Origin of the sequence: Halomonas sp. Bachu 37 (genome assembly GCF_039691755.1) — a bacterium.
Taxonomy (GTDB): Bacteria; Pseudomonadota; Gammaproteobacteria; order Pseudomonadales; family Halomonadaceae; genus Vreelandella; species Vreelandella kashgarensis.
This window is the reverse complement of record NZ_CP137552.1, coordinates 1907539-1928924: the sequence shown is the minus strand read 5'-3', so window position 1 is coordinate 1928924 and position 21386 is coordinate 1907539. Positions and strand designations below refer to the sequence as shown.

Genomic DNA, 21386 nt, shown 5'->3' with positions numbered 1-21386 from the left:
GAATTGCGTCTTGCAAGTGTAGGCATGGACGTCAAACTTATCGACGATAAGCCGTTCCGTTATGACATGTCGTCGAGAATAACGTTCACTGGTTTCGTCAGCGGCTAGACTGTATTCCTGTGACGTTTCGTCAGCATCTATTTAGCAAGTATCGCTCCTGGGAGGGACCCCCGTGTTTAAATTTATTACCACCTCGTTTTGCTTGTTCAGCTGTGTTGCCACGACCCAGGCGTGGGGACAAACCGGCGAGACGAGCATGCCGACCCTGCAAGTCACCGCGCCACGCCTGGAACGAGAGCTCTACGCCACGCCCGCTGCCGTTTCGACCATCGATGAAACCGAGATACAGCAGGGAAAACAGCGCGTGCGCCTGGACGAGACGCTGAGAATGGTACCGGGGGTGTTCCTACAGAATCGCGATAATTTCGCCCAGGGCCAGCGTATCGCCATCCGCGGCTTCGGGGCGCGGGCGCCCTTCGGGGTACGTGGCATCACCGTCATGGTCGATGGCATTCCCTATACGTTGCCCGATGGCCAGGCGCAGCTGGACGCCATCGACCTCGACAGCGCGGAAAGCATCGAGGTGATTCGCGGCCCCTCTTCGGTGCTATACGGCAATGCCGCGGGCGGGGTGATTTCCGTCACCACGCGGGATGGCCGCGAGGAGACCCGCCCGAGCCTGCGTATCGAGGGCGGCAGCGACGGCTATCGCAAGGCCTCGCTGCAGGCCGGAGGGCGCCAGGGAGACTGGTCCCACCATGTCAGCCTGTCGGCGCTCAACGTCGATGGCTACCGCGAACAGAGTTCGACCGAGAAGTATCTGCTCAATGCCAAGCTGCGCCGGGAGCTGGGTAGCGAGCGCGCCTTGACGGCCATCGTCAACCTGCTCGAGAACCCGCGTTCGGAAGACCCCGGCGCCCTGCAGGCAGATGAAGTGGCGCAGGGGCGCGACCAGGCCGCTCCCAACTCCCTGGCTCTGGATGCCGGGCAGAGCGTCGACCAGCAACTGGTAGCGCTGCAGTACGAGGATCTCGCCGTCGGCCCCGGCGAGCTGCATGTGAAAGGGTTTATCTCCCAGCGCGATTTCGAGCAGCAGCTGCCCTACGTGGGTGATAGCCTGATCGGCTACCAGCGTGACTATTACGGCTTTGGTGCGGAGTACCACCAAGCCCTGAATCTGGCGGACATGCCGCTGCGCTACGTGGCGGGAGTCGAGGCGGCACGTCAGGAGGACGATCGCTGGCGGCGCGATGTCGATGCGCAGGGGCGCGCCCTGGCAGAATCCGCCGACGAAACCCAGACCGCTACCTCGACGGGCGTATTCGTCCAGGGTGATCTCGACGTCAGCGAAGAGATCACGCTGTCGCTGGGTACGCGGTTCGACCGGGTAGAGCTGGAGGTGGACGATGCCTTTCTCGACGACGGCGACGAGAGCGGCCGGCGCACCTTCGACGAGTGGAGCGGCTCGGCGGGGCTCAGCTACCGTTACCTGCCCGACCATCAAGCGTATGTGAACACCGGGACGGCCTTCGAGACGCCGACGTTTTCCGAATTCGCCAATCCGGAAGGAGGCGGGTTCAATCCCGGCATTGAGCCGCAAAAAGCCTGGAACCGGGAGCTGGGGCTGCGCGGCAATTTCGCCAACGGGCTCGATTATGACGTGGCGCTGTTTTCGGTGCGCGTACGCGACGAACTGGTGCCCTATTACGACGGGCCGGATGGGCGCACTTTCTACCAGAACGCCGGTGATACCGAGCGCGACGGCGTGGAAGTGGCCCTGGGCTGGCAGTTCGCGGCGAACTGGCGACTGGATAGCGCCCTGACCCTGGCACGCTACGAGTTCGACAGCTTCTCGACCCAGGACGAGGCGTTCGACGGCAAGCGAATTCCCGGCTTGCCCGAACAGGTCTGGGTCAACCGGCTCTCCTGGCAGGGCATGGACGAGCGTTTCGCCACCCTGGAAACCCAGTACACCGGCGACATGGTGGCGGATAACGCCAACGAGACCGAGGTCGACGGCTACTGGCTGGTCAACCTGCGCGCCGGGGATGGCTGGTGGCTCGGTGATGACACGCAGCTCAAGGCCTACGCCGGAATTCGCAACCTTCTGGATGAAGAGCATTACGCCAATGTGCGTTTGAACGGCAATTACGGGCGTTTCTACGAGCCCGCAGCGGGGCGTACCTTCTACGCCGGGCTGGAGCTTGGGTTCTGAACCGAACACGAGGTTAGTGACGCAGTGAAACGGGCCACCTTAGGGCGGCCTGTTTCGTTGCGTCACGCAGCGGGGCTCGGTTATTTCGGGAAGGACATGGCACTGCCTATCATTATTGTTGCTCTTGTAGCGCTTCCACCAGTTGCGGTTTGCTCATGGTGCTGCGTCCGGCAATCTGCTTTTCCTGGGCACGTTGGTAAAGCTCTTGTTTCGATAGGGCGGCAAGGTCCTGGTTTGCGGTTCGTGAGGGTTTCTTGCGCGCTTTTGTATCGTTGTCTTCGGCCTTGGCTTTGACTTTTTTCGTCTCCTTCTCCTTCTCCTTTTTCTTATCCTTGTCTTTGCGCTTACTCTTTTTGTCCTTGTCCTTGTCCTTGTCCTTGTCCTTGTCCTTGTCCTTGTTTTTGGCCTTCTTCTTGTTCTTTTTCTTGTCCTTGTCTTTTTTATCCTTGGCTTTGGGCTCGCTCGCCTCGTCCTGTTGGGGTGGCTTGCCCTGAGAAAGGCTCTGCTTGAGTACCTGCATCAGGTCGATGACTTCGCCACCTTGCTCATCTTCGGGCTCGGGCTCATCCGGCGTATCGAATACATCCTCGTCATTGGCGAGCTTTTCCCGTACCCGCTCCAGGATGTCGTGGCTATGTTGGTCCTCGAGCAGCTCGCGCTCGAGCGTATCGGTGGAGAGTGACTCAATGGCTTTTTCGAACTGCTCGATACGTTTCTTGTCGGGAGAGTCCTGTTTGCTTGTCGTGTCTTCCTGGGGAAGGTCGATATCGTCGGGGGAGCGCAGCTCATCGGCAAAGCGCAGGGTTTCGGCGCGAAGGATTCCTTTTTCGGCGATGATCGCCACCAGATACTCCTTACCGCGCATGACGAAACTGGCGATACCGGCGCGCTGCGACTCCTCCATGGTCTTTGCCAGCAGGCGGTAGGCCTTGGTAACGCCCTTGTCGGGGGCAAGAAAGTAGGCGCGCTGGAAATACATCGGGTCGATCTCGTCGAGGCCGACGAAGCGCTTGAGGTCGATTTCCTGGGACTTCTCCGGCGCTAGTTCCTCCAGCTCGCGATCCTCCACTACCACGAACTCGTTCTTTTCCACCTCGTAGCCGCGGATCAGTTCATCGCTTTCGAGGACGCGCTGCTCCTTCTGGCAAAAATAGCGGCGTGCCAGCGGCGTGCCGTGCTTATCCACCATGCGCAGCGAGACCGGTTTGGCGCGGTTGGCCGGGTAGAGGTTCACCGATAGGCTGACCAGGCCGAAGGTGATGGTGCCGGACCAGAAAGGGCGCGGGCCGCTGGCATGAAAGCGCTTCTTGTCATCCGTGTTCTCGGTGTTGTCCTTACCCTGCTTGCGGTTTTTCGAAGAGCGTTTGTCAGGCACGTTTGCGCTCCTGTTTCAGGCTGGCTTCCAGCGCCTTGGACAGGTCGCTGGAAGGCTTGGGGCGGCGGATCGGAGTGACCTTGACGCTTTCGCCACGCTGCTTGGCGGCGATCATCTCCTTTACCTGATCGCGGTATTGGTCGTGGTACTCCTCGGGCTCGAATGGAGCTTCCAACATGCCAATCAGTTGCCGGGCCATATCCAGCTCCTTGGAATCCAGCTTCTTGCCCTTGGGCGGCTCCAGGGAGTCGGCGGACACTACTTGTTCCTCGTTGCGCAGCGACATCAACATGGGTACGCCTTGATGCAGGCGTAGCGCGCCGATATAGGCTTTCTTGCGCATCACCCAGCGGACCACGCCTTCTTTACCGCTATGTTCCAGCGCCGCGATCAAGGCCCGGTAGTCTTCATCGTTGTCATCGGGTCCCAGGTAATAGGGGCGGTCGTACCAGCGATGGTCGATCACGTGCGGGTGAAGAAAAGCGACGACTTCGATATCCCGGGAAGGCTCGGGTTCCAGCGATTCGAGTTCCTCCTTGTCGAGCATCACCAGGCTGCCCTCCTTGGTGCGATAGGCGCGGCGAATGTCGGCATAAGGAACGACTTCATCGGTTTCGGGATTGACCATGGCCTGTTTGACCGGGGAGCGATCCTTTTCATGCAGCAGCCGGAAATGCACACTCTGATCCTGGATGGCCGAGTAGAGCTTGACCGGAACGCCGGCTTCACCCAGGCGAATCACGCCTTTCCACATCGTCCGTGCGGCCATTATTTCGCCCCCTCGTCCCGGCAGGCGGGACACACGGTGTCACGGGAATCCTCCAGTTCCATCACGCATAGCGGACAGATCGGCTGATCGCAGTGGATACAGTGATAACCAGCCTCGTAATGAAAGGTGTGCTGGCAGAACTGGCAGGTCTCGGGACCGGACTCCAGCCACCATGGGGTTTCGCTTTCTATCGCATGTCGGGACATTTATCTCTCCTCGGGATTATCTCGCCCCTTGGCGTCATTTCACCCTTTGGCGTCATTTCACACCCACTGCCTTGAGCCGCTTGGCATCGAGGGGGCGGGCCGCCTGGCGGAATCCTTCCCACGGGTCTTCGCGCAGAGCCGACAGGCGCCGACGCAGGTTGTCGGTGTTGTAGCGGTCGGCCCTCAGCGCGGCGTTGAGCTCGTCCCAGCGCACCGGGACGGCCACAGGCGCCCCTTCACGGGCGCGCACGGTATAAGATGCCACCGCCGTATTGCCGCGGCCGTTGCGCAGGTAATCGATGAACAACCGGCCTTCGCGCTTGGTCTTGGACATGCTGGCGGTCAGGCGCTTGGGGTCCGCCTCGGCGTGCTGCTGCGCCACCGCCTTGGAGAACGCCTTGGCCTGGTCCCAGTCGGCTTTGGGCTCCAGCGGCACCACCAGGTGCAGGCCCTTGCCGCCGGTGGTGCGCACGAAACTCGTCAGCTCCAGCGATTCCAGGCGTTCGTGCAGCGTCCGGGCGACACGCAGGATCTCCTTCCAGCCCACCCCGGGCGAGGGGTCGAGGTCGAATACCAGAATGTCGGGATGCTCGATATCGTCGATGCGGCTACCCCAGGGGTGGATCTCCAATGCGCCGGCCTGGACCAGGCCGACCAGGTCTGCCGCCGTCTCGACATAGACGTACTCGCTGGTGCGGTTCTCCTTCTCGGCGATCTCCACCCGGGGTACGGAAGCGGGAATGGCGACACGCGGGTGCTTCTGGAAAAAGCACTCGTCGGTGCGTCCCTGGGGGCAGCGCACCAGCGAGAGAGGGCGCCTCGCGAGTTGCGGCAGCACCCATTCATGGATGCTCTCGTAGAAACGCGCCAGGTCGAGCTTGGTCACACCCTGCTCGGGAAACAGGACGCGCTCGGGATGGGTCAGGCGCATTCCCGCGACCTGCGCCTCGCCGCTCTTGGTTCGCCGGGAAGTCGACGGCTTGGCGGAACTAGATGATGCCGTCTCGACAGGCGCGGCCTTGGTCGGGGTCATGCGAATCTCCTCCGGGTTGCGATCCTCGCGCAGGCCGCGAAACGTCGGGTGGCGCAAGCGGCCGTCGCGGGTGCGTTCGGTGAACTCCACCTCGATGACTAGCTCGGGCCGCACCCAGTGGGTGGCGCGCGCATCTGGTACCGGCCCGTTGAAAGGCGAGCGCGACGTTTCCAGCGCCTCGAGTGTGGCGCTCAGGCTTTCCAGCTGGCGGTGACTGAAGCCGGTACCCACGCGTCCGGCATACTCGAGTTCGCCGTCGGCATCGAACGCGCCCATCAACAGGGAGCCGAAGCCGCTGCGCGAGCCGCTGGGGTCGGTATAGCCGCCGAGCACGAATTCCTCGTGACTGGCGCACTTGATCTTCAACCAATCCTTGCTGCGTTTCTCCTGATAGCGGCTGTCGGCGCGCTTGCTGATAATGCCTTCGAGCCCCAGGCGGCAAGCCTGGTCGAAGAAGGCGGGACCCTGGGCATCCAGATGATCGGAGTAGCGCACCTGGCCATCGCCGCGTAAGCCACTCGCTGCGAGAAGTTGTGACAGGGCTTGCTTGCGCTCGGTAAGGGGGACCCGCTTCAAGTCGTAGCCTTGCAGGTAGGGGAGATCGAATACCTGATAGACCAAGGCGTTGGTGCGTGAAGCGCTGAGGGCTTCCTGAAGCTTGCGAAAACTGCTGATGCCATCCTTGGCCAAGGCCACGATTTCGCCGTCGAGCAGGGCGGACTCCACCGGTAGTTGGGCCAGGCGCTCGGCGAGTTTGGGGAAACGATGCGTCCAGTCCTTGCCGTTGCGGGTAATCAACTGCACCTTGCCCTTTTCGAGCCGGGCCATGACCCGGTAGCCATCGAGCTTCACTTCGTGTATCCACTCGCCGGTGTCCGGCGTTTCACGGCCCAGAGTGGCGAGCTGCGGTTGGGGTTGCCGGGGCAGAGCGGCCTTATCGGCGCCTTTCAGCGAGGCAACCTCGGGCAAGGAGGGCGTGGCGGTGGCGCCTTCGCTGGTCCATACATTGTCGCGATCCGCGGCGATCTCCGCCATGCTGCGCCCGCTGACGACACTGCGGTCGTCATCCACGCTTACCGAAGATCGGCGGCTGGATTCGTCGCTGCGCTTGATCAGCAGCCACTGCTTGTCGTCCTTCTCCTTGCTGCCGTGCATGCGGGTGAGCGTCCAGCGCCCCTTGAGCTTTTCACCGTCGAGAGTGAAGTCGATGCGATCCTGTTTCTGCTTGCCGTTGAGTTGCCACTCGCCACGATCCCAGATCATGGAGGTACCGCCGCCATAGGATTTCTCGGGAATGACACCCTCGAAATCACCGTATTCCAGCGGATGGTCCTCGACATGAACAGCCAGGCGTTTTTCACCGGGCTCAAGGCTCGGCCCCTTGGGCAGCGCCCAACTGCGCAGTACGCCGTCCTGCTCCAGGCGCAGGTCGAAATGGTCGTGGCTGGCGGCATGCTTGTGCATGACATACAGGCGCCCGGCAGTGACGTCGCCATGGAGTTTTCCGGCGGGCTCGCGAGTCGTGTCGAAGTTGCGCTTGCGCTGATACTCCTTGAGCTTCTCCATCGTCGATTCCTTGAGCCTGGTATGCCTGCCATTTTCTCAGCCTAGTCAAGCCAGGCAGCGACGCCAAACTTCGGTTACGGGAGGAGAGCGGGAAGGAGACCGGAACAGCAAGGTACGAATCTGCCTGACAACAGTCGCTTGATATGGAATAAATGTTTGAAAGGAATCGATAGGAGCGCGCATGAAAACGGATCTGAAGCTCAGGGCCCTGGAGCGCAACGACCTTCGCTTCGTGCATGAATTGAATAACAACCAGAGCATCATGTCGTACTGGTTCGAGGAGCCGTACGAATCATTCGACGAACTGGAAGAACTCTATAACAAGCATATTCACGACAATGCCGAAAGGCGATTCGTGGCGGAAAGCAGTACGGGAGAGCCGATCGGTCTGGTGGAGCTGATCGAGATCGACTATATCCACCGTAGTGCGGAGTTCCAGATCATCGTGACGCCGCAATATCAGGGGCGGGGTTTCGCCCGGGAGTTGGTTCACCAGGCACTGCATTACTCGTTCACGATCCTCAATTTACATAAGATTTTTCTGATCGTCGCCGTGGAAAACGTCAAGGCGATTCATCTGTATAGGCAAACGGGGTTTATCGAGGAAGGTCATCTGGTGCAGGAGTTCTTCATTAACGGCAAGTACCGCGATGTGAAGCGCATGTACATCCTGCAGGAGACGTATCTCGGCGCATTATAAAGCCGCCCGGCAATCCAGGCCGGGCGGAGGGTAGTGCTGGGTAAACTCGACCGGTCAGCCGAAATTCACCGCAGATGCATGACGAGGGCGTCGTGAGCGACAAGATGCCAATAGGCTTGCTGTGCCCAGAACTCCATGACTTCACTATCGAAGGGATAGGCCAGAGGAGTAGTGGTTGGTGCTGTGATGGGTGTTGAATTGGTATCCATGGTTTAGGTCCTCCTGTAGGGACGCTCCCCCCAGTATAGACCTGTTTTGTTGCGCTGCAGCATTATTTCCCGAATAGAGCGATCATGGCTGTTCAAGCTTGTAGATTTTAAGTTATGTGATTGATTAAAAAATATTTTTATTCGTTCTCGATTCGATTTATTGCAGGCGCACATTGCCGATTATCTGGGTCAAGCGATCCAGGGCCTGGCCACTATGGCGCCAGAAATGCCAGTAAAGCGGAACTTCGAGAGGCTGTTGCGGGGCGAGGCTGGCAAGTAGCCCCTGTTCCACCCACGGCGCTACCTGCATCCACGGCATCATGCCATATCCCATGCCGGCGGTTGCCAATCTGACGAACCCCTCGGAGGAGGGACAGAGATGGTAGGGGAAAGTGCCATGGTAACCGTACTGTTCCAGAAAGCGGTGCTGGAGCCGGTCGTGGGGGCCGAAGACGATGGCCGGGGCGTGGCGAAAGGCGTCTGCCTTCAGCCCGTGAGAAAAGTACTGCTCGATATAGTCGGGCGTGGCGAAGGGGTGATAGAGCATCTTGCCCAGAGGAACGCAGCGCGCTCCGGCGATGGGTTGGGCGCTGGCGCACAGGCAGGCTGCGACATCGCCGTCGCGCAGGCGCTTCAAGCCGACGTCTTGATCCTCGATCACTAGATCCAGCAATAACCCCTCGGCTTGGCAAAACTGGCCGACCGTATCGGCCCACCAGGTCACCAGACTATCGGCGTTAAGCGCGATACGCAGGCGTGGTGCGGCTTCTTCCAGGGTGGGGAGCGTACCGCGCAGGTCGCGTTCGAGCAGTTGCACCTGCTGATAGTGGTTGAGCAGCCGGCGGCCCGCCGGTGTCGGCTGCAGGTGAGGGTGGCGTAGCAATACCGGTTGACCCAGGCGGATCTCCAGGGCCTTGATACGCTGGGAAACCGCCGACTGGGAAAGCCCCAAGGCGTCTCCGGCGCGCTCGAAACCGTCGCACTCGATAACCGTGGCCAGGGCTTCGAGCAATTTGTAGTCCAGCATGGGATTTCCGTTATAAGAAAAACTGATGTGTCATTAGCAGGATGATTTTTCAGTATAACGGCTTGTCGTTATGCTTGCCGCCATAACACCCAGGGTCCTGCAGATCATTTGCGCCGGGACCGGGACAAGAGCGAAGGGATACGAACATGCTGGAAAGTTATCTTACCGGGCTGCTGGTGTGCGGCGGGATCATCGTGGCCATCGGCGCGCAGAATGCTTATGTGTTGGGCCTGGCGGTTCGCCGTGAATATCATTGGTGGTCGGCTGGCCTTTGCATGAGTAGCGACTTGCTGCTGCTCACCGCAGGCATGTTCGGCGTCGGGGCGCTGCTGCTGACCTTTCCCAGCGCCATGGAAGTGTTGCGCTGGGTGGGTGTGGCGTTTCTTGGCTGGTTGGCGGGTCAGGCCCTTTTTCGGGCTCTCTCGGGCAGGCAGGGACTGGCGTTATCGGCCTCCGGGGAGCGCAGCCTGAAACAGGTGCTGCTTGCCACCCTGGCCGTTACGGTACTCAACCCCCAGGTCTATCTCGACACCTTGCTGTTGATCCCGTCGATCGGTGCCCAACAGGAGAGTGCTGGGGTCTTCGTTGCCGGTGCCGGTACGGCGTCCATCCTCTGGTTCAGCTTATTGGCCTGGGGAGGATCGGCGCTTTCCCCTTGGCTTTCGCGTCCGTGGGCCTGGCGCACGATCGATGGTGTGATCGGCTTGATGATGGCGGCGATTGCTTTTCATCTTGCTTTCAATGGTGTAGCTGGTTAACAGGATAAACTGTGGTCGAAAAATATTGACTCGGTTGCGGCGCCAGTGCTATTTAGCGCTACCGGCAACATCTGCCGGAACGTCAACCGATTATCTCGAGGGTTCGTGAACATGCCTTTGCGCCGCTGTTTACCCATTCTGCTGGTGGCCGCTCTTGCCGCTGGCTGTGCCGGTACTACTATCGCCCCGCGTTACACGACGGAAAATCCCGACATCCTGAGGATTGGTGGTGAACGCCCCGCCAACCCCGAAGTACGTATCGACGATGCCGGTTCGTTCTGCGTGGAGACCACCGAACGCTGGAATGAGCATGGCAAAACGCCCGATGGGCAGATGCTCTGGGCCAAGGACACCATGCGCAAGGTCGTGCCCTGCAAGTGAAAGGATTCGCAAGAAAGTGAAAAAGCCGTCCTCGGTGAGGGCGGCTTTTTTGATACTGTGTTTTTCAGACACGGTTTTAATACACGTTTTTAATACATGTTTTTAATACATGGGGGCAGGGCCACGATTGGCCGTATGCGGAAACGCTCACGAATTGTTATCGTGTTCCGGCTTGCCCTTGCGTTGGGCCGAGGCCATCTTTTCCAGCTCGTCCTCGTCCATGGATTCGTACATGGATTTGGCAGCGCCTTCCAGTTCACTCACTTTGGTCTCGCCGCGCTTGGCTGATAGCGCCGCACCTGCGGCCATCTGCTGTGCCTTGGATTTTGCCGGCATTGTCGCGTCCTCCCTCTAGTGAAATCATGACTGATCTCCCTACCTTAGTCCGCCTTCGGCGAATTGGCCAAGCGGCACTCCAGCTGCGCGATGATGTCGCGACTGAGCCTGCGCAGCATGGGCTTGGCGGCAAGCTGCACGGTGCGTTCGAGAAGACGGTTGTCGAGCCGGTAATTCAGGCTTAGATGAATGCGTGTGCCGCCCTGGAGCGGGGCGAAATGAAAATGGCCCCAGGCGGAAACACCGCTGACCGAACGCCAGGCGAAGCTCTCCGGCGCGCAGGATTGGGTGATGACGATATCAAAGCGCAGCGGCACTCCGGCGATACGGACCCGCCACAGGTAGCGAGCATCATCGAGGCGAACTATGGTGTCTATGAAGTCGCTGTAATCCACGAACTCCTCCACACGGCTCACCAGGGCGAAGACCGCTTCACGTTCGGCTCTGATATCGGCGCTATGTTGCAGAGTGGGCATGGCACATCGCCTCGCCGGTTGGCTTCTCAATTGGGCTCCGAAGGAATGGCACAGGAGTCATTGAGAATAGGTTCATGGAGAATGGCATGAGGCAAATGGAGAAGGGAAGCACAAGACGCCAGGGAGCCGAAAACCCATGAATGTCCTGTTGATCCTCGGCCACCCACGCCGGGAAAGTTTGTGCGGTGCCTTGGCCGACGCCTATAGCGAAGGCGCCCAGGCGGCGGGTGTGGAGCTGCGTCGCCTGGACCTTGTCGATCTGAAGTTCGATCCCGACGTTCACCCGCCGTCCCCCAACCAGCAGCCGCTGGAGGCCGATCTACAGCAAGCGCTGGAGTGGCTGCTGTGGGCGGATCACCTGGTACTGGTCTATCCCACGTGGTGGGGCGGCCCGCCCGCGCTGCTCAAGGGGTTTCTGGATCGTATTCTGTTGCCGGGCGTGACCTTCAACACCTGCGAAGGCGGTATCGGCTACGAAGGGCTGCTCAAGGGGCGCTCGGCCCAGTTGATCACCACCATGGACACGCCACCGCTTATCCATCGATTGATCTACCGCGAGCCGGGCCGCAACGCCCTGGCTCGGGCCACGCTGGGGTTCTGCGGCATGCATCCGGTACGCTCGATGGTGTGCGGTTCGGTCAAGGAGTCTTCGCCCAAGCAGCGCCAGACTTGGTTGTCTCGCACCAAGTACCAGGGTCGCCAGTTGGAGCGGGGCCGAATCACCACCGCAGAATGGCTGCGGCACAAGGCCGGGGCCTGGCTCAAGGCGCTGCGGTTGCAGTTTTATCCCATGACCTGGGTGGCGTACAGCATAGGCGCGCTTGCTGCTGCCCCGAGCATTTCTGTATCGAATACCAATGTATTCAGCACATTGCTGTTCTGGGTTGGTTATCTGTGTCTGTTTCTGCTGGAAGCGGCGACGGTGTTTACCAACGAGGTGGTCGACCTGGGCAGCGACCGGCGCAATCGTTTCTACAGTACCTTCACCGGCGGCTCACGGGTGCTGGTGGAAGGGCTGTTGAGCGTGCGTGCGGTAAAAGGTGGAATCGCCGTCGCGCTGCTGGGTCTGGTGGCTAGTGTGGCTTGGTTGTTGATGCTGACGCCGGGGTCTGCCGTGAGCGTAGTCGCAGTGCTGGCGGTGCTTGCGGTGTTGGCGCTGGGCTATACCGCTCCACCCTTGAAGCTCAGTTATCGCGGGCTGGGCGAGCTGGACGTCGCCCTGACCCACAGCATCGGCGTGTTGCTGTGCGGCTATGTATTTTTCGGTGGCGCCTGGTACGCGCTGACGCCATGGCTTCTGAGCTTGCCGTTGATGCTGGCGATCCCTCCTTCGATCACGCTTTCGGGGCTGCCCGACCTCGAAGCCGATGCGGCGGCGGGCAAGCGTACCCTGGCGGTAAGGCTGGGAAGGGAAGGAGCGTTGAAAGTGGCACTCGGCTTCACGCTGGCTTCCGCCATTGTCGCCGTTGTCTGGCAATGGCTGGAAGTCGCCGGTGGCGCTTTTGCCGGCATCGGTTACGTCGTGGTGCCTCATGCCGCTGTACTCAGCGCCTGGTTATATCGCGAACTTGGACGCTCGAAGCGAGCGGCAGGCACTCAGGTTTCAGCGCGAGTGGATGGTCTGATGATCGTCTCGCTGGTCTATGTGCTGTGGTTCGGGCTGTTTCCGTTATTCCAACTATGAAGAACGTTTCAGATAACTCTGCAATTTGCAGATGACTCTACACTCAAAGGGTCGGCCCATCGCTGGAGTCTCCCATGGATTACCTTGCCTATCGCCACGCCCTTGAAACGCAGTTGAAGTCCACCGAGCTTCCCTTCCCCCCTGCGGAACTCGCTTCCCGTTGCGAGCGAGTGCGCAGCGCCATGCAAGCGTCAGGGATGGACGCACTACTGCTGACGGACCCGGTGGATATCTACTATCTCACCGGTTATCACACCTTTGAAGTCTCGGTGCATACCTGCCTGGTGTTCTCGGCTCACCACAGTGTCTTGCAGGTCCCCTCCATCGAGACCGGGCCGGCAGTGGTGACGGCACGGGTCGATGAAGTGCTGGGTTATCGCTGGGAGGGGGTGGACGAGGTGATCGACCCGTTGTGCGATGTCTTGGCTCCATATCGTGCCATCGGCCTGGATGGCTGGAGCGCCGGCTTGCGTCACGGAATCGTCAGCCAACTCCAGCATCGCCTGGGTAGCGGGCGCTTTCAGGAAGGTGGTGACGTACTCGACGGGGTGCGGGTGGTGAAGACTCCAGCGGAGCTCGAGTGCCTCAAGGAGAGCGCGCGCATCACCTCGCTTGGCCTCAAGGCGGCTATTGCGATGGTTCGCCCTGGTGTGACCGATAACGCCATCGCCGCGGAAGGCTCCCGGGCGCTGCTCGAGGCGGGGAGCGAATTCATGAGCCTGCAGCCGATCGTCACCGTGGGTCGGCGGATCAGCATCATTCACGTCAATCATAAACGCCATGTGGTCGGAACCGACGACCCGGTATTTCTCGAATTCGGTTCCGCTTATCAGCGCTATACCGCGCCGATGATGCGCACCGTCGTCGCGGGCCGGGCAAGTGCCGAGATGCAGGCGATACGTGACCTGTGTCGCGAACTATTCGAGGCGCTGTGCCAGGCCATGCGTCCCGGTAATACCTTCGACCAGGCTGCCCGGGCGGCGGAGGCCGTATTGGCACCGTGGCGTGACAGAATCTTCTTTTCCGGCGTGTTCGGCTATGCAGTAGGCGCCCAGTTTCCGCCCAGTTGGGTGGAAGGGAGCGGCTTCATCGCCCGGGGGCAACAGCACAGGTTCAGTGCCGATATGGTTTTCCACCTACCGCTGTGCCTACGCCTGCCGGGGCAGTGGGGTATCGGCTTGAGTGATACGGTCCAGGTGACTTCTCAGGGTGCCGTGCCGCTTACCGATAACAGCTGGCAACTGGAGGAGAAATTCTAAGGCGCCGGTGAATCAATTAAGGCTCGAAAAAAAGATAAGACGCGAAAAGCAATAGCTTTTATCAATGGCATCAATAGGTGAATTGGAGCCATGCGGGGTTTGCGCAGTGAGACGGAGCCCAACTACTTTGGGAGAACAGCCGACAACAGCCGACAGGAGACGAGTTAATGGCGAACAACCCGCATACCAACCCCAACAGCAGTGGGCCGCACGATACGGAGTTCACCACCAGTGAAACGAGCAAGTCGGACAATCTGGAAAAATACCGCAGCGACGCCGAAGGACACGACCTGCGCACCAATCACGGGACGCGCATTGCCGACAACCACAACTCGCTGAAAGCGGGCGAGCGTGGTCCCACCCTGATGGAAGATTTCGTCTTCCGCGAGAAACTCAACCACTTCGACAACGAACGTATCCCCGAGCGCATCGTGCATGCGCGGGGCGCGGCGGCCCATGGTTATTTCCAGGCCTACGAAAATGCTGCACAGTACTCGAAGGCGGGGGTGTTCAAGGACCCGGGCAAGAAAACGCCGGTTTTCGTGCGCTTTTCCACCGTCCAGGGCTCGCGGGGCTCCAACGATACCGTGCGCGACGTGCGCGGCTTCGCCACCAAGTTCTATACCGACGAGGGAATCTGGGACCTGGTCGGCAACAACATGCCGGTGTTCTTCATCCAGGATGCGATCAAGTTTCCCGACTTCGTCCATGCCGTGAAGCCTGAACCGCATAACGAGATTCCTCAGGGCCAATCGGCTCACGATACATTCTGGGATTTCGTCTCGCTGATGCCGGAATCCACCCACATGGTGCTGTGGACCATGTCGGACCGCGCGTTCCCGCGCCACTATCGCAACATGGAAGGCTTCGGCGTGCATACGTTTCGCTTGATCGACAAGCAGGGCAAGTCGCGCTTCGTCAAGTTCCACTGGAAACCGCTGGCCGGCACCTGCTCGTTGATCTGGGACGAGGCGCAGAAACTCTGGGGACGCGATCCCGACTTCAACCGCCGCATGATGTGGGAGGATATCGAAAACGGCAATTTCCTCGAATACGAACTGGGTGTCCAGGTGGTCGAGGAAGAGGACGAGCACAAGTTCGATTTCGATATCCTCGATCCCACCAAGATCATCCCGGAAGAACAAGTGCCGGTCACTCTGATCGGCAAGATGGTACTCAACCGCAACCCCGACAACTACTTCGCCGAGACCGAGCAGGTGGCGTTCAATCCTGCCCATGTGGTGCCAGGGATCGACTTCAGTAACGACCCGCTACTGCAGGGGCGACTATTTTCCTACCTCGATACCCAGATGTTGCGCCTGGGCGGGCCGAACTTCCATGAAATCCCGATCAACCAGTCGGTGTGTCCGTTTCATAATAACCAGCGCGATTCCATGCACCGTCAGACCATCAACAAGGGGCAGGCATCCTACGAGCCCAACTCGATCGACGGCGGCTGGCCGAGCGAAACGCCACCCGCTCCGGAGCATGGTGGTTTCGAGTCCCACTACGAACGCATCGATGCCCACAAGGTGCGCGCCCGCAGCGGCTCCTTCGGCGACCACTATTCCCAGGCCACGCTGTTCTGGAACAGCCAGTCGGATGTGGAAAAAGAGCACATCATCGCCGCCTATACCTTCGAGTTGTCGAAAGTCCAGCGGCCATGGATTCGCGAACGGGTGATCAAGGAGATCCTGCCCAATATCGATCTGGAACTGGCGCGCCGGGTAGGGGAGATGCACGGCATTGAGGCTCCCAGCCAGAAGCCCGCGTCAACGGATGAACTGGGCCATAGTTCGCTCTCCCGCTCCACGGCCTTGACCTTGATGGCTCGCTTGCCCGAGTCCATTGCCATGCGCAAGGTGGCGGTACTGGTGGCCGATGGTGTCGATGCAAAGCAGGTGGAGGCCATCAAGAGCCAGCTCGATGCGGAAGGCGCCGAGGCGATGATAATCGCGCCTACCATGTCGCCGGTGAAGGCAAGCAACGGCAAGTCGGTAACGCCGGATGCCATGCTCAATGGCCTGCCCTCTGTCGCGGTGGATGCGGTAATCGTGGCCGCGGGCGAGCAGAGTGTCGATGCGCTGGCGAAATCCGGGCTCGGCCGCTACTACGTGCAGGAAGCCTACAAGCACCTGAAAGTGATCGCCGCGCTCGGCGAAGGCCAGCGCCTACTGGCGGCCGCCAATGTGCCGGTGCAGGAGGAAGGTATAATCTGCGGGGCCGATCTTCAGGACGTATTTGCTAACTTCAGCGAAGCGCTAGGCAAGCACCGGGTTTGGTCTCGTGACGATAAAGCGAATATGATGCCCGCTTGATGTGATGTAGTTACGCAGATTCGCTGACCATCGACGTCTCGTGATCCTCACCGCCAAAGGGGGAGTGGTCGCGGGACGTTTTATCGCTGCCTGGTTCGTTTTATTGGTATCTCGTACTTTTGGTAGATAGCTATTCCATGACGCCCGCCATCGACATTGCCAAGCGCGCCGCCATTGCGTTTCACGTGCATGAATATGCCCACGACCCGGCCACGGCCTCCTACGGTATGGAAGCCGCCGACAAGCTGGGAGTTGAGCCGGAACGCGTCTTCAAGACCCTGGTGGTAGCGCTGGAAGGCCAGGGCCTGGCGGTGGCGGTCGTGCCGGTGACCCGTCAGCTCAGCCTGAAACAGGTTGCCAAGAGCGCTGGCGCCAAGAAGGCGACCATGGCGCAACCGCAAGACGTGCAGCGGGCGACCGGCTACGTGCTGGGTGGCGTGAGCCCGTTGGGCCAGAAAAAGCGCCTGGCAACCTATATTGATCTCTCGGCACAGCCGTTTGCCACCATTCTGGTGAGTGCCGGGCGTCGCGGGTTGGAAATCGAGCTGTCTCCAGCGGCACTGGCGGACTTGACTCGAGGGCGTTTCACCCCGCTTACTCAATAGAATTTTCAGAAGCCATTCTCGGCGTGATTCGTTGACGCCTTTCCTTTTTGCTGTACACCGCAGGTCTTTTTCCGTGTCCGACGCTGAAACACCCCGCTTTTCCACGCTGGCCCAACTGCTTGCTCCCGAGCTGCTTGCCAACCTCGAGAGCCTCGGCTATTACACCATGACGCCCATCCAGGCGGCCGGGCTTCCGCCCATTCTGCAAGGCAGGGATGCCATCGCCCAGGCCAAGACCGGTTCCGGCAAGACGGCGACGTTCGGCTTGGGGCTGCTGTCACGCCTGGACGTGGCCAACTACCGCGTTCAATCGCTGGTGCTGTGCCCCACGCGTGAGCTGGCCGATCAGGTAGCGGAGGAAATTCGTCGCCTGGCACGCGCTCTGCCCAATGTAAAGGTGCTGACACTGTGTGGCGGGGCGCCGTTCGGCCCGCAGCTGAACTCGCTGGATCATGGCGCGCACATCATCGTGGGAACGCCGGGACGCATCGAGGAGCATCTGCGCAAGGGCTCGCTGCAGTTGGATGAAGTCAATACGCTGGTGCTGGATGAAGCCGATCGCATGCTGGACATGGGCTTCCAGGCGGCGCTGGAGACGATTGTCGACTACACACCGTCCACGCGGCAGACCTTGCTGTTCAGTGCCACCTACAACGATGCGGTGCGCCCCATTGCCCAGGCCATGTTGCGCGACCCGGTAACGGTGGAGGTCGAGTCCACCCACGATAGCGCCACCATCCGCCAGCATTTCCATGCCGTGAAGGATGACGCCGCGCGCTTTCCCGCCTTGTGCCGGTTGCTGCTGCATTATCGCCCGGCAACCAGCGTGGTGTTTTGCAACACCAAGCGGGAAGCCCAGGACGTGGCCGATGCCTTGAACGATGAAGGCTTCAGTGTCCTGGCGTTGCACGGTGATCTTGAGCAGCGCGACCGGGACCGTACCCTGATCTTGTTCGCCAACCAGAGTGCCTCGATCCTGGTAGCCACCGATGTAGCCGCGAGGGGGCTGGATATCGCCACGCTGGATGCCGTCTTCAATTACCAGATATCACGGGAGCTGGAAGTCCATGTTCACCGTATTGGCCGTACCGGAAGGGCCGGGGCGGATGGCGTGGCATGCACGCTGGTCAGCGAAAAGGAAGATTACCGGCTGGGACTGCTGGGCGATTTCCTGGGCCAACGCCTGACCTGCGAACCCTTGCCGGCGGTGGCATCCCATGAGCCTTTTGCGCCGCCGATGGTTACACTGCAGCTGGATGGCGGCAAGAAGGACAAGTTGCGCCCCGGTGATATCCTCGGTGCCTTGACCGGCGAAGGCGGTATCCAGGGCGAGCAAGTCGGCAAGATCAAGGTGCAGGCCAGATGCGCCTTCGTCGCAGTGCAGCGCGAGGTGTGGAAAGCTGCGCTGGACAAGCTTACGCGGGACAAGTTGAAGGGTCGCTCGTTTCGGGTGCGCCGCATCAGCCGCTAGTCGTGAAGGGCAGCCCAGGCAGGTGGTCAGGTTGCCGTTTCACCGATTGGATTGAATACACTACATTTCACGGAAACATCTTTTTTATGCATTTTTTTATGCACTACGGAGGCCGATAAAACAACGTCATGAAGATACCCAAGCGACTACAGCCGTTGGTCGACGACGGCTTGATCGATGAAGTGCTCGTACAGTTGATGAGCGGTAAGGAAGCCCAGGTCTACGTGGTGCGCTGCGGTGACGATATTCGTTGTGCCAAGGTCTTCAAGGAAGCCAAACAGCGCAGTTTCAAGCAGGCGGTGCAGTATCAGGAGGGACGCAAGGAACGTAACAGCCGCCGTTCGCGGGCGATGGCGAAGAAGACCCGCTATGGCCAGAAAGAGCAGGAAAAGGCCTGGTTGAACTCGGAAGTGGACGCGCTTTATCGCCTGGCCGCCGCCGGGGTGCGTGTTCCCGAGCCGTTCGGCTTCGTCGACGGCGTGTTGTTGATGGAGTTGATCACCGATGGCGACGACTATGCCGCCCCGCGCCTCGACGACGTCATCCTCACGCCGGAACAGGCACGCGTCTACCATGCCAAGGTAATGCAGGACGTGGTACGCATGCTGTGCGCCGGGCTGATCCACGGTGATCTCTCCGAATTCAACGTCCTGGTCGACCCGTCCGGGCCGGTCATCATCGACCTGCCCCAGGCGGTGGACGCAGCGGGCAACAATGCCGCCCAGGAAATGCTGGAGCGCGATGTCGACAATATGCGCGCCTACTTCGGTCGCTTTGCTCCGGAGCTGCTCGACACCTACTACGGCAAGGAGATCTGGAAGCTCTACGAAAGCGGCGAGCTGCATCCGGAAAGCCATCTGACCGGCGAGTTCGATCACGATACGCATACCGCCGATGTGGATGAGCTGCTGGCGGTCATCGACGACGCCCTGGAAGAAGAAGCCGAACGGGCGGCACGCATGCAGGATGATGACGACGACGATAGCCATCCCTCCTACTGACGAGGGCGGCGGTCGCTGTCCTGTGCCGCCTGTCCCTGTTGCCGTCAGGCTTTTCCGGCTCGGTACCGCTTATGCTCTCTCGTTTATTCGCCTATTTCGAAAGTCGGGTCGATCCCTATCCCACGGGGGAGGTCAAGGCGCCTCCGCGTGGAATGTGGGCTTTCATTCTCTATTTTTCACGCCCTGTCCTGCCCCTGCTGGTAGTGATGTCGCTGTTGACCGCCCTGGTCTCGGCGGCCGAGGTGGTGTTTTTCAGCTACATGGGCGAACTGGTGGACTGGTTGTCCACGGCGCAGCGCGACGGGTTCTTCGCCGAGTATGGCTGGCGTCTGGCGGGCATGGCTCTGCTGGTGGTCGTCGGCTTGCCCCTGCTGGTGCTGGCGCAATCGCTGGTGACGCACCAGAGCATCTTCGGCAACTACCCCATGCTGGGGCGCTGGCTGTCGCATCGCCATATGCTCGACCAGAGCATGGCGTTCTACCAGGACGAGTTCGCCGGGCGGGTGTCGCAGAAGGTGATGCAGACGGCACTGGCGATGCGCGAGACGGTCACCAAGCTGATGGATCTGATGGTCTACGCCCTGGTCTATTTCAGCGGCGCCATGCTGCTGCTGGGCCAGGCCGATGTCTGGCTCATGTTGCCGCTGGTGCTGTGGCTGGCGGGGTATCTCATCATCATGGTGAGGTTCGTGCCGCGCCTGCGGGACGTGTCGATGGCCCAGGCCGATGCCCGGGCGCGCATGACCGGCCGGGTCGTCGACAGCTACAGCAACATCCAGACCATCAAGTTGTTCGCCGATACCCAGCGTGAGCAGGACTATGCCCGCGATGCCATGGAAGGCTTCATGACCACCGTGCATCGCCAGATGCGTCTGGTGACGCGGATGTCGGTCAGCCTGACGCTGCTCAACTCGCTGTTGCTCACCGGTATCGCCGCCATGGCCATCGGTGCGTGGTACTTCGAGACGATCTCACTGGGGATTCTGGCAATCGCCATTGCCTTGGTGATGCGCATACGCTTCATGTCCGACTGGATCCTGTGGGAAGTGGCTGGGCTGTTCGAGAACATCGGCACCGTGCAGGACGGCATCAATACCATCGCCCGCGAGCCCGAAGTCAAGGATGTTCCCGGGGCGAGCACCCTCGAGGTTCCGCATGGCGAGATCCGTTTCGACGCCTTGCGCTTCGGCTATGCTCAGCCCCGAGGCGGCACCCGGCGCGTGTTCGACGGCATGAGCCTGACGATCGCGGCGGGGGAGAAGGTCGGTTTGATAGGGCGTTCCGGGGCGGGAAAATCGACCTTGGCCAACCTGCTGTTGCGCTTCTATGATCTACAGGGAGGTCGGATCGTGATCGATAGGCAGGATATCGCCCAGGTGACTCAGACCTCCTTGCGCCATCAAATCGGCATGGTCACTCAGGATACGTCGTTGCTGCATCGCTCCTTGCGCGACAACATTCGCTACGGCAGTCCCCATGCCGACGATGACGCCGTCTGGGATGCCGTGCGACGCGCCCACGCGGATAGCTTTATCCAAGACCTGGTGGACCCGCAGGGCCGGCGCGGTCTCGATGCCCATGTGGGCGAGCGCGGCGTCAAGCTTTCCGGCGGTCAGCGACAGCGGATCGCGATTGCCCGCGTGCTGCTCAAGAACGCCCCGATCCTGGTGCTGGACGAGGCGACATCGGCCCTCGATTCCGAAGTCGAAGCCGCAATCCAAGAGCAACTGGAAACGCTGATGGAGGGTAAGACGGTCATCGCCATCGCTCACCGGCTCTCCACCATCGCCATGCTCGATCGTCTCGTGGTGGTGGACGAGGGGCGTATCGTGGAGTCGGGCACGCATCGACAATTGCTGGCCCAGGGAGGTCTGTACGCCGGGTTGTGGCAGCGCCAATCCGGTGGTTTCCTGGGTGTCGAGGCCTCCCCAGGCGCCGATCAGCCGTAATTCTCAAAGCCGCGAGTGCGCCCGTGGCATCCAAGCTTCAAGGAGTCT

Annotated in this window: 19 protein-coding genes; 11 read left to right on the top strand and 8 right to left on the bottom strand. The window is 60.4% G+C overall.

Translation table 11 applies throughout. From position 1 onward, the window contains the following. Positions 1-172: 172 nt before the first annotated feature. Positions 173-2215 (top strand): TonB-dependent receptor family protein, encoded by a 2043-nt coding sequence (locus R5M92_RS08835; RefSeq protein ID WP_417338645.1) that lies wholly within the window; start codon positions 173-175, stop codon positions 2213-2215. A gap of 112 nt (positions 2216-2327) precedes the next feature. Here the strand turns inward: R5M92_RS08835 and R5M92_RS08830 are convergent, their stop codons facing one another. The 4 genes from R5M92_RS08830 to ligD are packed head-to-tail and all read right to left on the bottom strand — an operon-like array spanning position 2328 to position 7164. Further along, entirely contained in the window at positions 2328-3590 is a 1263-nt protein-coding gene (locus R5M92_RS08830; protein WP_346795555.1) for a Ku protein, read from the bottom strand. Beyond that, a complete protein-coding gene (locus R5M92_RS08825; protein ID WP_346795554.1) occupies positions 3583-4359 on the bottom strand; it encodes a Ku protein in 777 nt (258 codons plus the stop codon). The genes R5M92_RS08830 and R5M92_RS08825 overlap by 8 nt, the downstream gene beginning before the upstream one ends. Beyond that, positions 4359-4565, bottom strand: a complete 207-nt coding sequence (locus R5M92_RS08820; protein ID WP_346795553.1) for a hypothetical protein — start codon at positions 4563-4565, stop codon at positions 4359-4361. The genes R5M92_RS08825 and R5M92_RS08820 overlap by 1 nt, the downstream gene beginning before the upstream one ends. A 52-nt stretch (positions 4566-4617) precedes the next feature. Then, positions 4618-7164, bottom strand: a complete 2547-nt coding sequence (gene ligD, locus R5M92_RS08815; RefSeq protein WP_346795552.1) for a DNA ligase D — start codon at positions 7162-7164, stop codon at positions 4618-4620. 181 nt (positions 7165-7345) lie between these two features. Between ligD and speG the strand changes: the two genes are divergently transcribed. Continuing rightward, positions 7346-7864 carry a spermidine N1-acetyltransferase gene (gene speG / locus R5M92_RS08810; protein ID WP_346795551.1) on the top strand — a complete coding sequence of 173 codons (519 nt, stop codon included), beginning with the start codon at positions 7346-7348 and terminating at the stop codon, positions 7862-7864. A gap of 65 nt (positions 7865-7929) precedes the next feature. Here speG and R5M92_RS08805 read toward each other — a convergent pair whose 3' ends face one another. Both R5M92_RS08805 and R5M92_RS08800 read right to left on the bottom strand, forming a co-directional pair. Beyond that, a complete protein-coding gene (locus R5M92_RS08805; protein WP_346795550.1) occupies positions 7930-8073 on the bottom strand; it encodes a hypothetical protein in 144 nt (47 codons plus the stop codon). A gap of 157 nt (positions 8074-8230) precedes the next feature. Then, positions 8231-9100 carry a LysR family transcriptional regulator ArgP gene (locus R5M92_RS08800; RefSeq protein ID WP_346795549.1) on the bottom strand — a complete coding sequence of 290 codons (870 nt, stop codon included), beginning with the start codon at positions 9098-9100 and terminating at the stop codon, positions 8231-8233. A gap of 146 nt (positions 9101-9246) precedes the next feature. On the opposite strand from R5M92_RS08800, the gene R5M92_RS08795 reads away from it, so the two are divergent. After that, positions 9247-9858 (top strand): LysE/ArgO family amino acid transporter, encoded by a 612-nt coding sequence (locus R5M92_RS08795; RefSeq protein WP_346795548.1) that lies wholly within the window; start codon positions 9247-9249, stop codon positions 9856-9858. Positions 9859-9969: 111 nt separating this feature from the next. Next, on the top strand, positions 9970-10239 hold the full coding sequence (locus R5M92_RS08790; protein ID WP_346799312.1) for a hypothetical protein: 270 nt from the start codon (positions 9970-9972) through the stop codon (positions 10237-10239). Between the two features lie 147 nt (positions 10240-10386). Here R5M92_RS08790 and R5M92_RS08785 read toward each other — a convergent pair whose 3' ends face one another. Then, positions 10387-10575, bottom strand: a complete 189-nt coding sequence (locus tag R5M92_RS08785; RefSeq protein WP_346795547.1) for a DUF3008 family protein — start codon at positions 10573-10575, stop codon at positions 10387-10389. A gap of 44 nt (positions 10576-10619) precedes the next feature. Then, on the bottom strand, positions 10620-11051 hold the full coding sequence (locus tag R5M92_RS08780; RefSeq protein ID WP_346795546.1) for an SRPBCC family protein: 432 nt from the start codon (positions 11049-11051) through the stop codon (positions 10620-10622). A 136-nt stretch (positions 11052-11187) separates the two neighbouring features. Between R5M92_RS08780 and R5M92_RS08775 the strand changes: the two genes are divergently transcribed. The 7 genes from R5M92_RS08775 to R5M92_RS08745 all read left to right on the top strand — a co-directional run bounded on the left by R5M92_RS08775 (position 11188) and on the right by R5M92_RS08745 (position 21338). After that, positions 11188-12735, top strand: a complete 1548-nt coding sequence (locus R5M92_RS08775) for an NAD(P)H-dependent oxidoreductase (RefSeq protein ID WP_346795545.1) — start codon at positions 11188-11190, stop codon at positions 12733-12735. A 74-nt stretch (positions 12736-12809) separates the two neighbouring features. Next, positions 12810-13994, top strand: a complete 1185-nt coding sequence (locus R5M92_RS08770; protein ID WP_346795544.1) for a Xaa-Pro peptidase family protein — start codon at positions 12810-12812, stop codon at positions 13992-13994. Between the two features lie 167 nt (positions 13995-14161). Continuing rightward, positions 14162-16312 carry a catalase HPII gene (gene katE / locus R5M92_RS08765; protein WP_346795543.1) on the top strand — a complete coding sequence of 717 codons (2151 nt, stop codon included), beginning with the start codon at positions 14162-14164 and terminating at the stop codon, positions 16310-16312. Between the two features lie 137 nt (positions 16313-16449). Then, positions 16450-16917, top strand: coding sequence for a Cys-tRNA(Pro) deacylase (gene ybaK, locus R5M92_RS08760; RefSeq protein WP_346795542.1), 468 nt, complete (start codon positions 16450-16452; stop codon positions 16915-16917). Positions 16918-16990: 73 nt separating this feature from the next. Next, complete coding sequence (gene dbpA, locus R5M92_RS08755; protein WP_346795541.1) at positions 16991-18388, top strand: ATP-dependent RNA helicase DbpA; 1398 nt, start codon at positions 16991-16993, stop codon at positions 18386-18388. A gap of 128 nt (positions 18389-18516) precedes the next feature. After that, complete coding sequence (locus tag R5M92_RS08750; RefSeq protein WP_346795540.1) at positions 18517-19389, top strand: PA4780 family RIO1-like protein kinase; 873 nt, start codon at positions 18517-18519, stop codon at positions 19387-19389. 71 nt (positions 19390-19460) lie between these two features. After that, a complete protein-coding gene (locus R5M92_RS08745; protein ID WP_346795539.1) occupies positions 19461-21338 on the top strand; it encodes an ABC transporter ATP-binding protein in 1878 nt (625 codons plus the stop codon). The last annotated feature ends 48 nt before the right edge of the window (positions 21339-21386 follow it).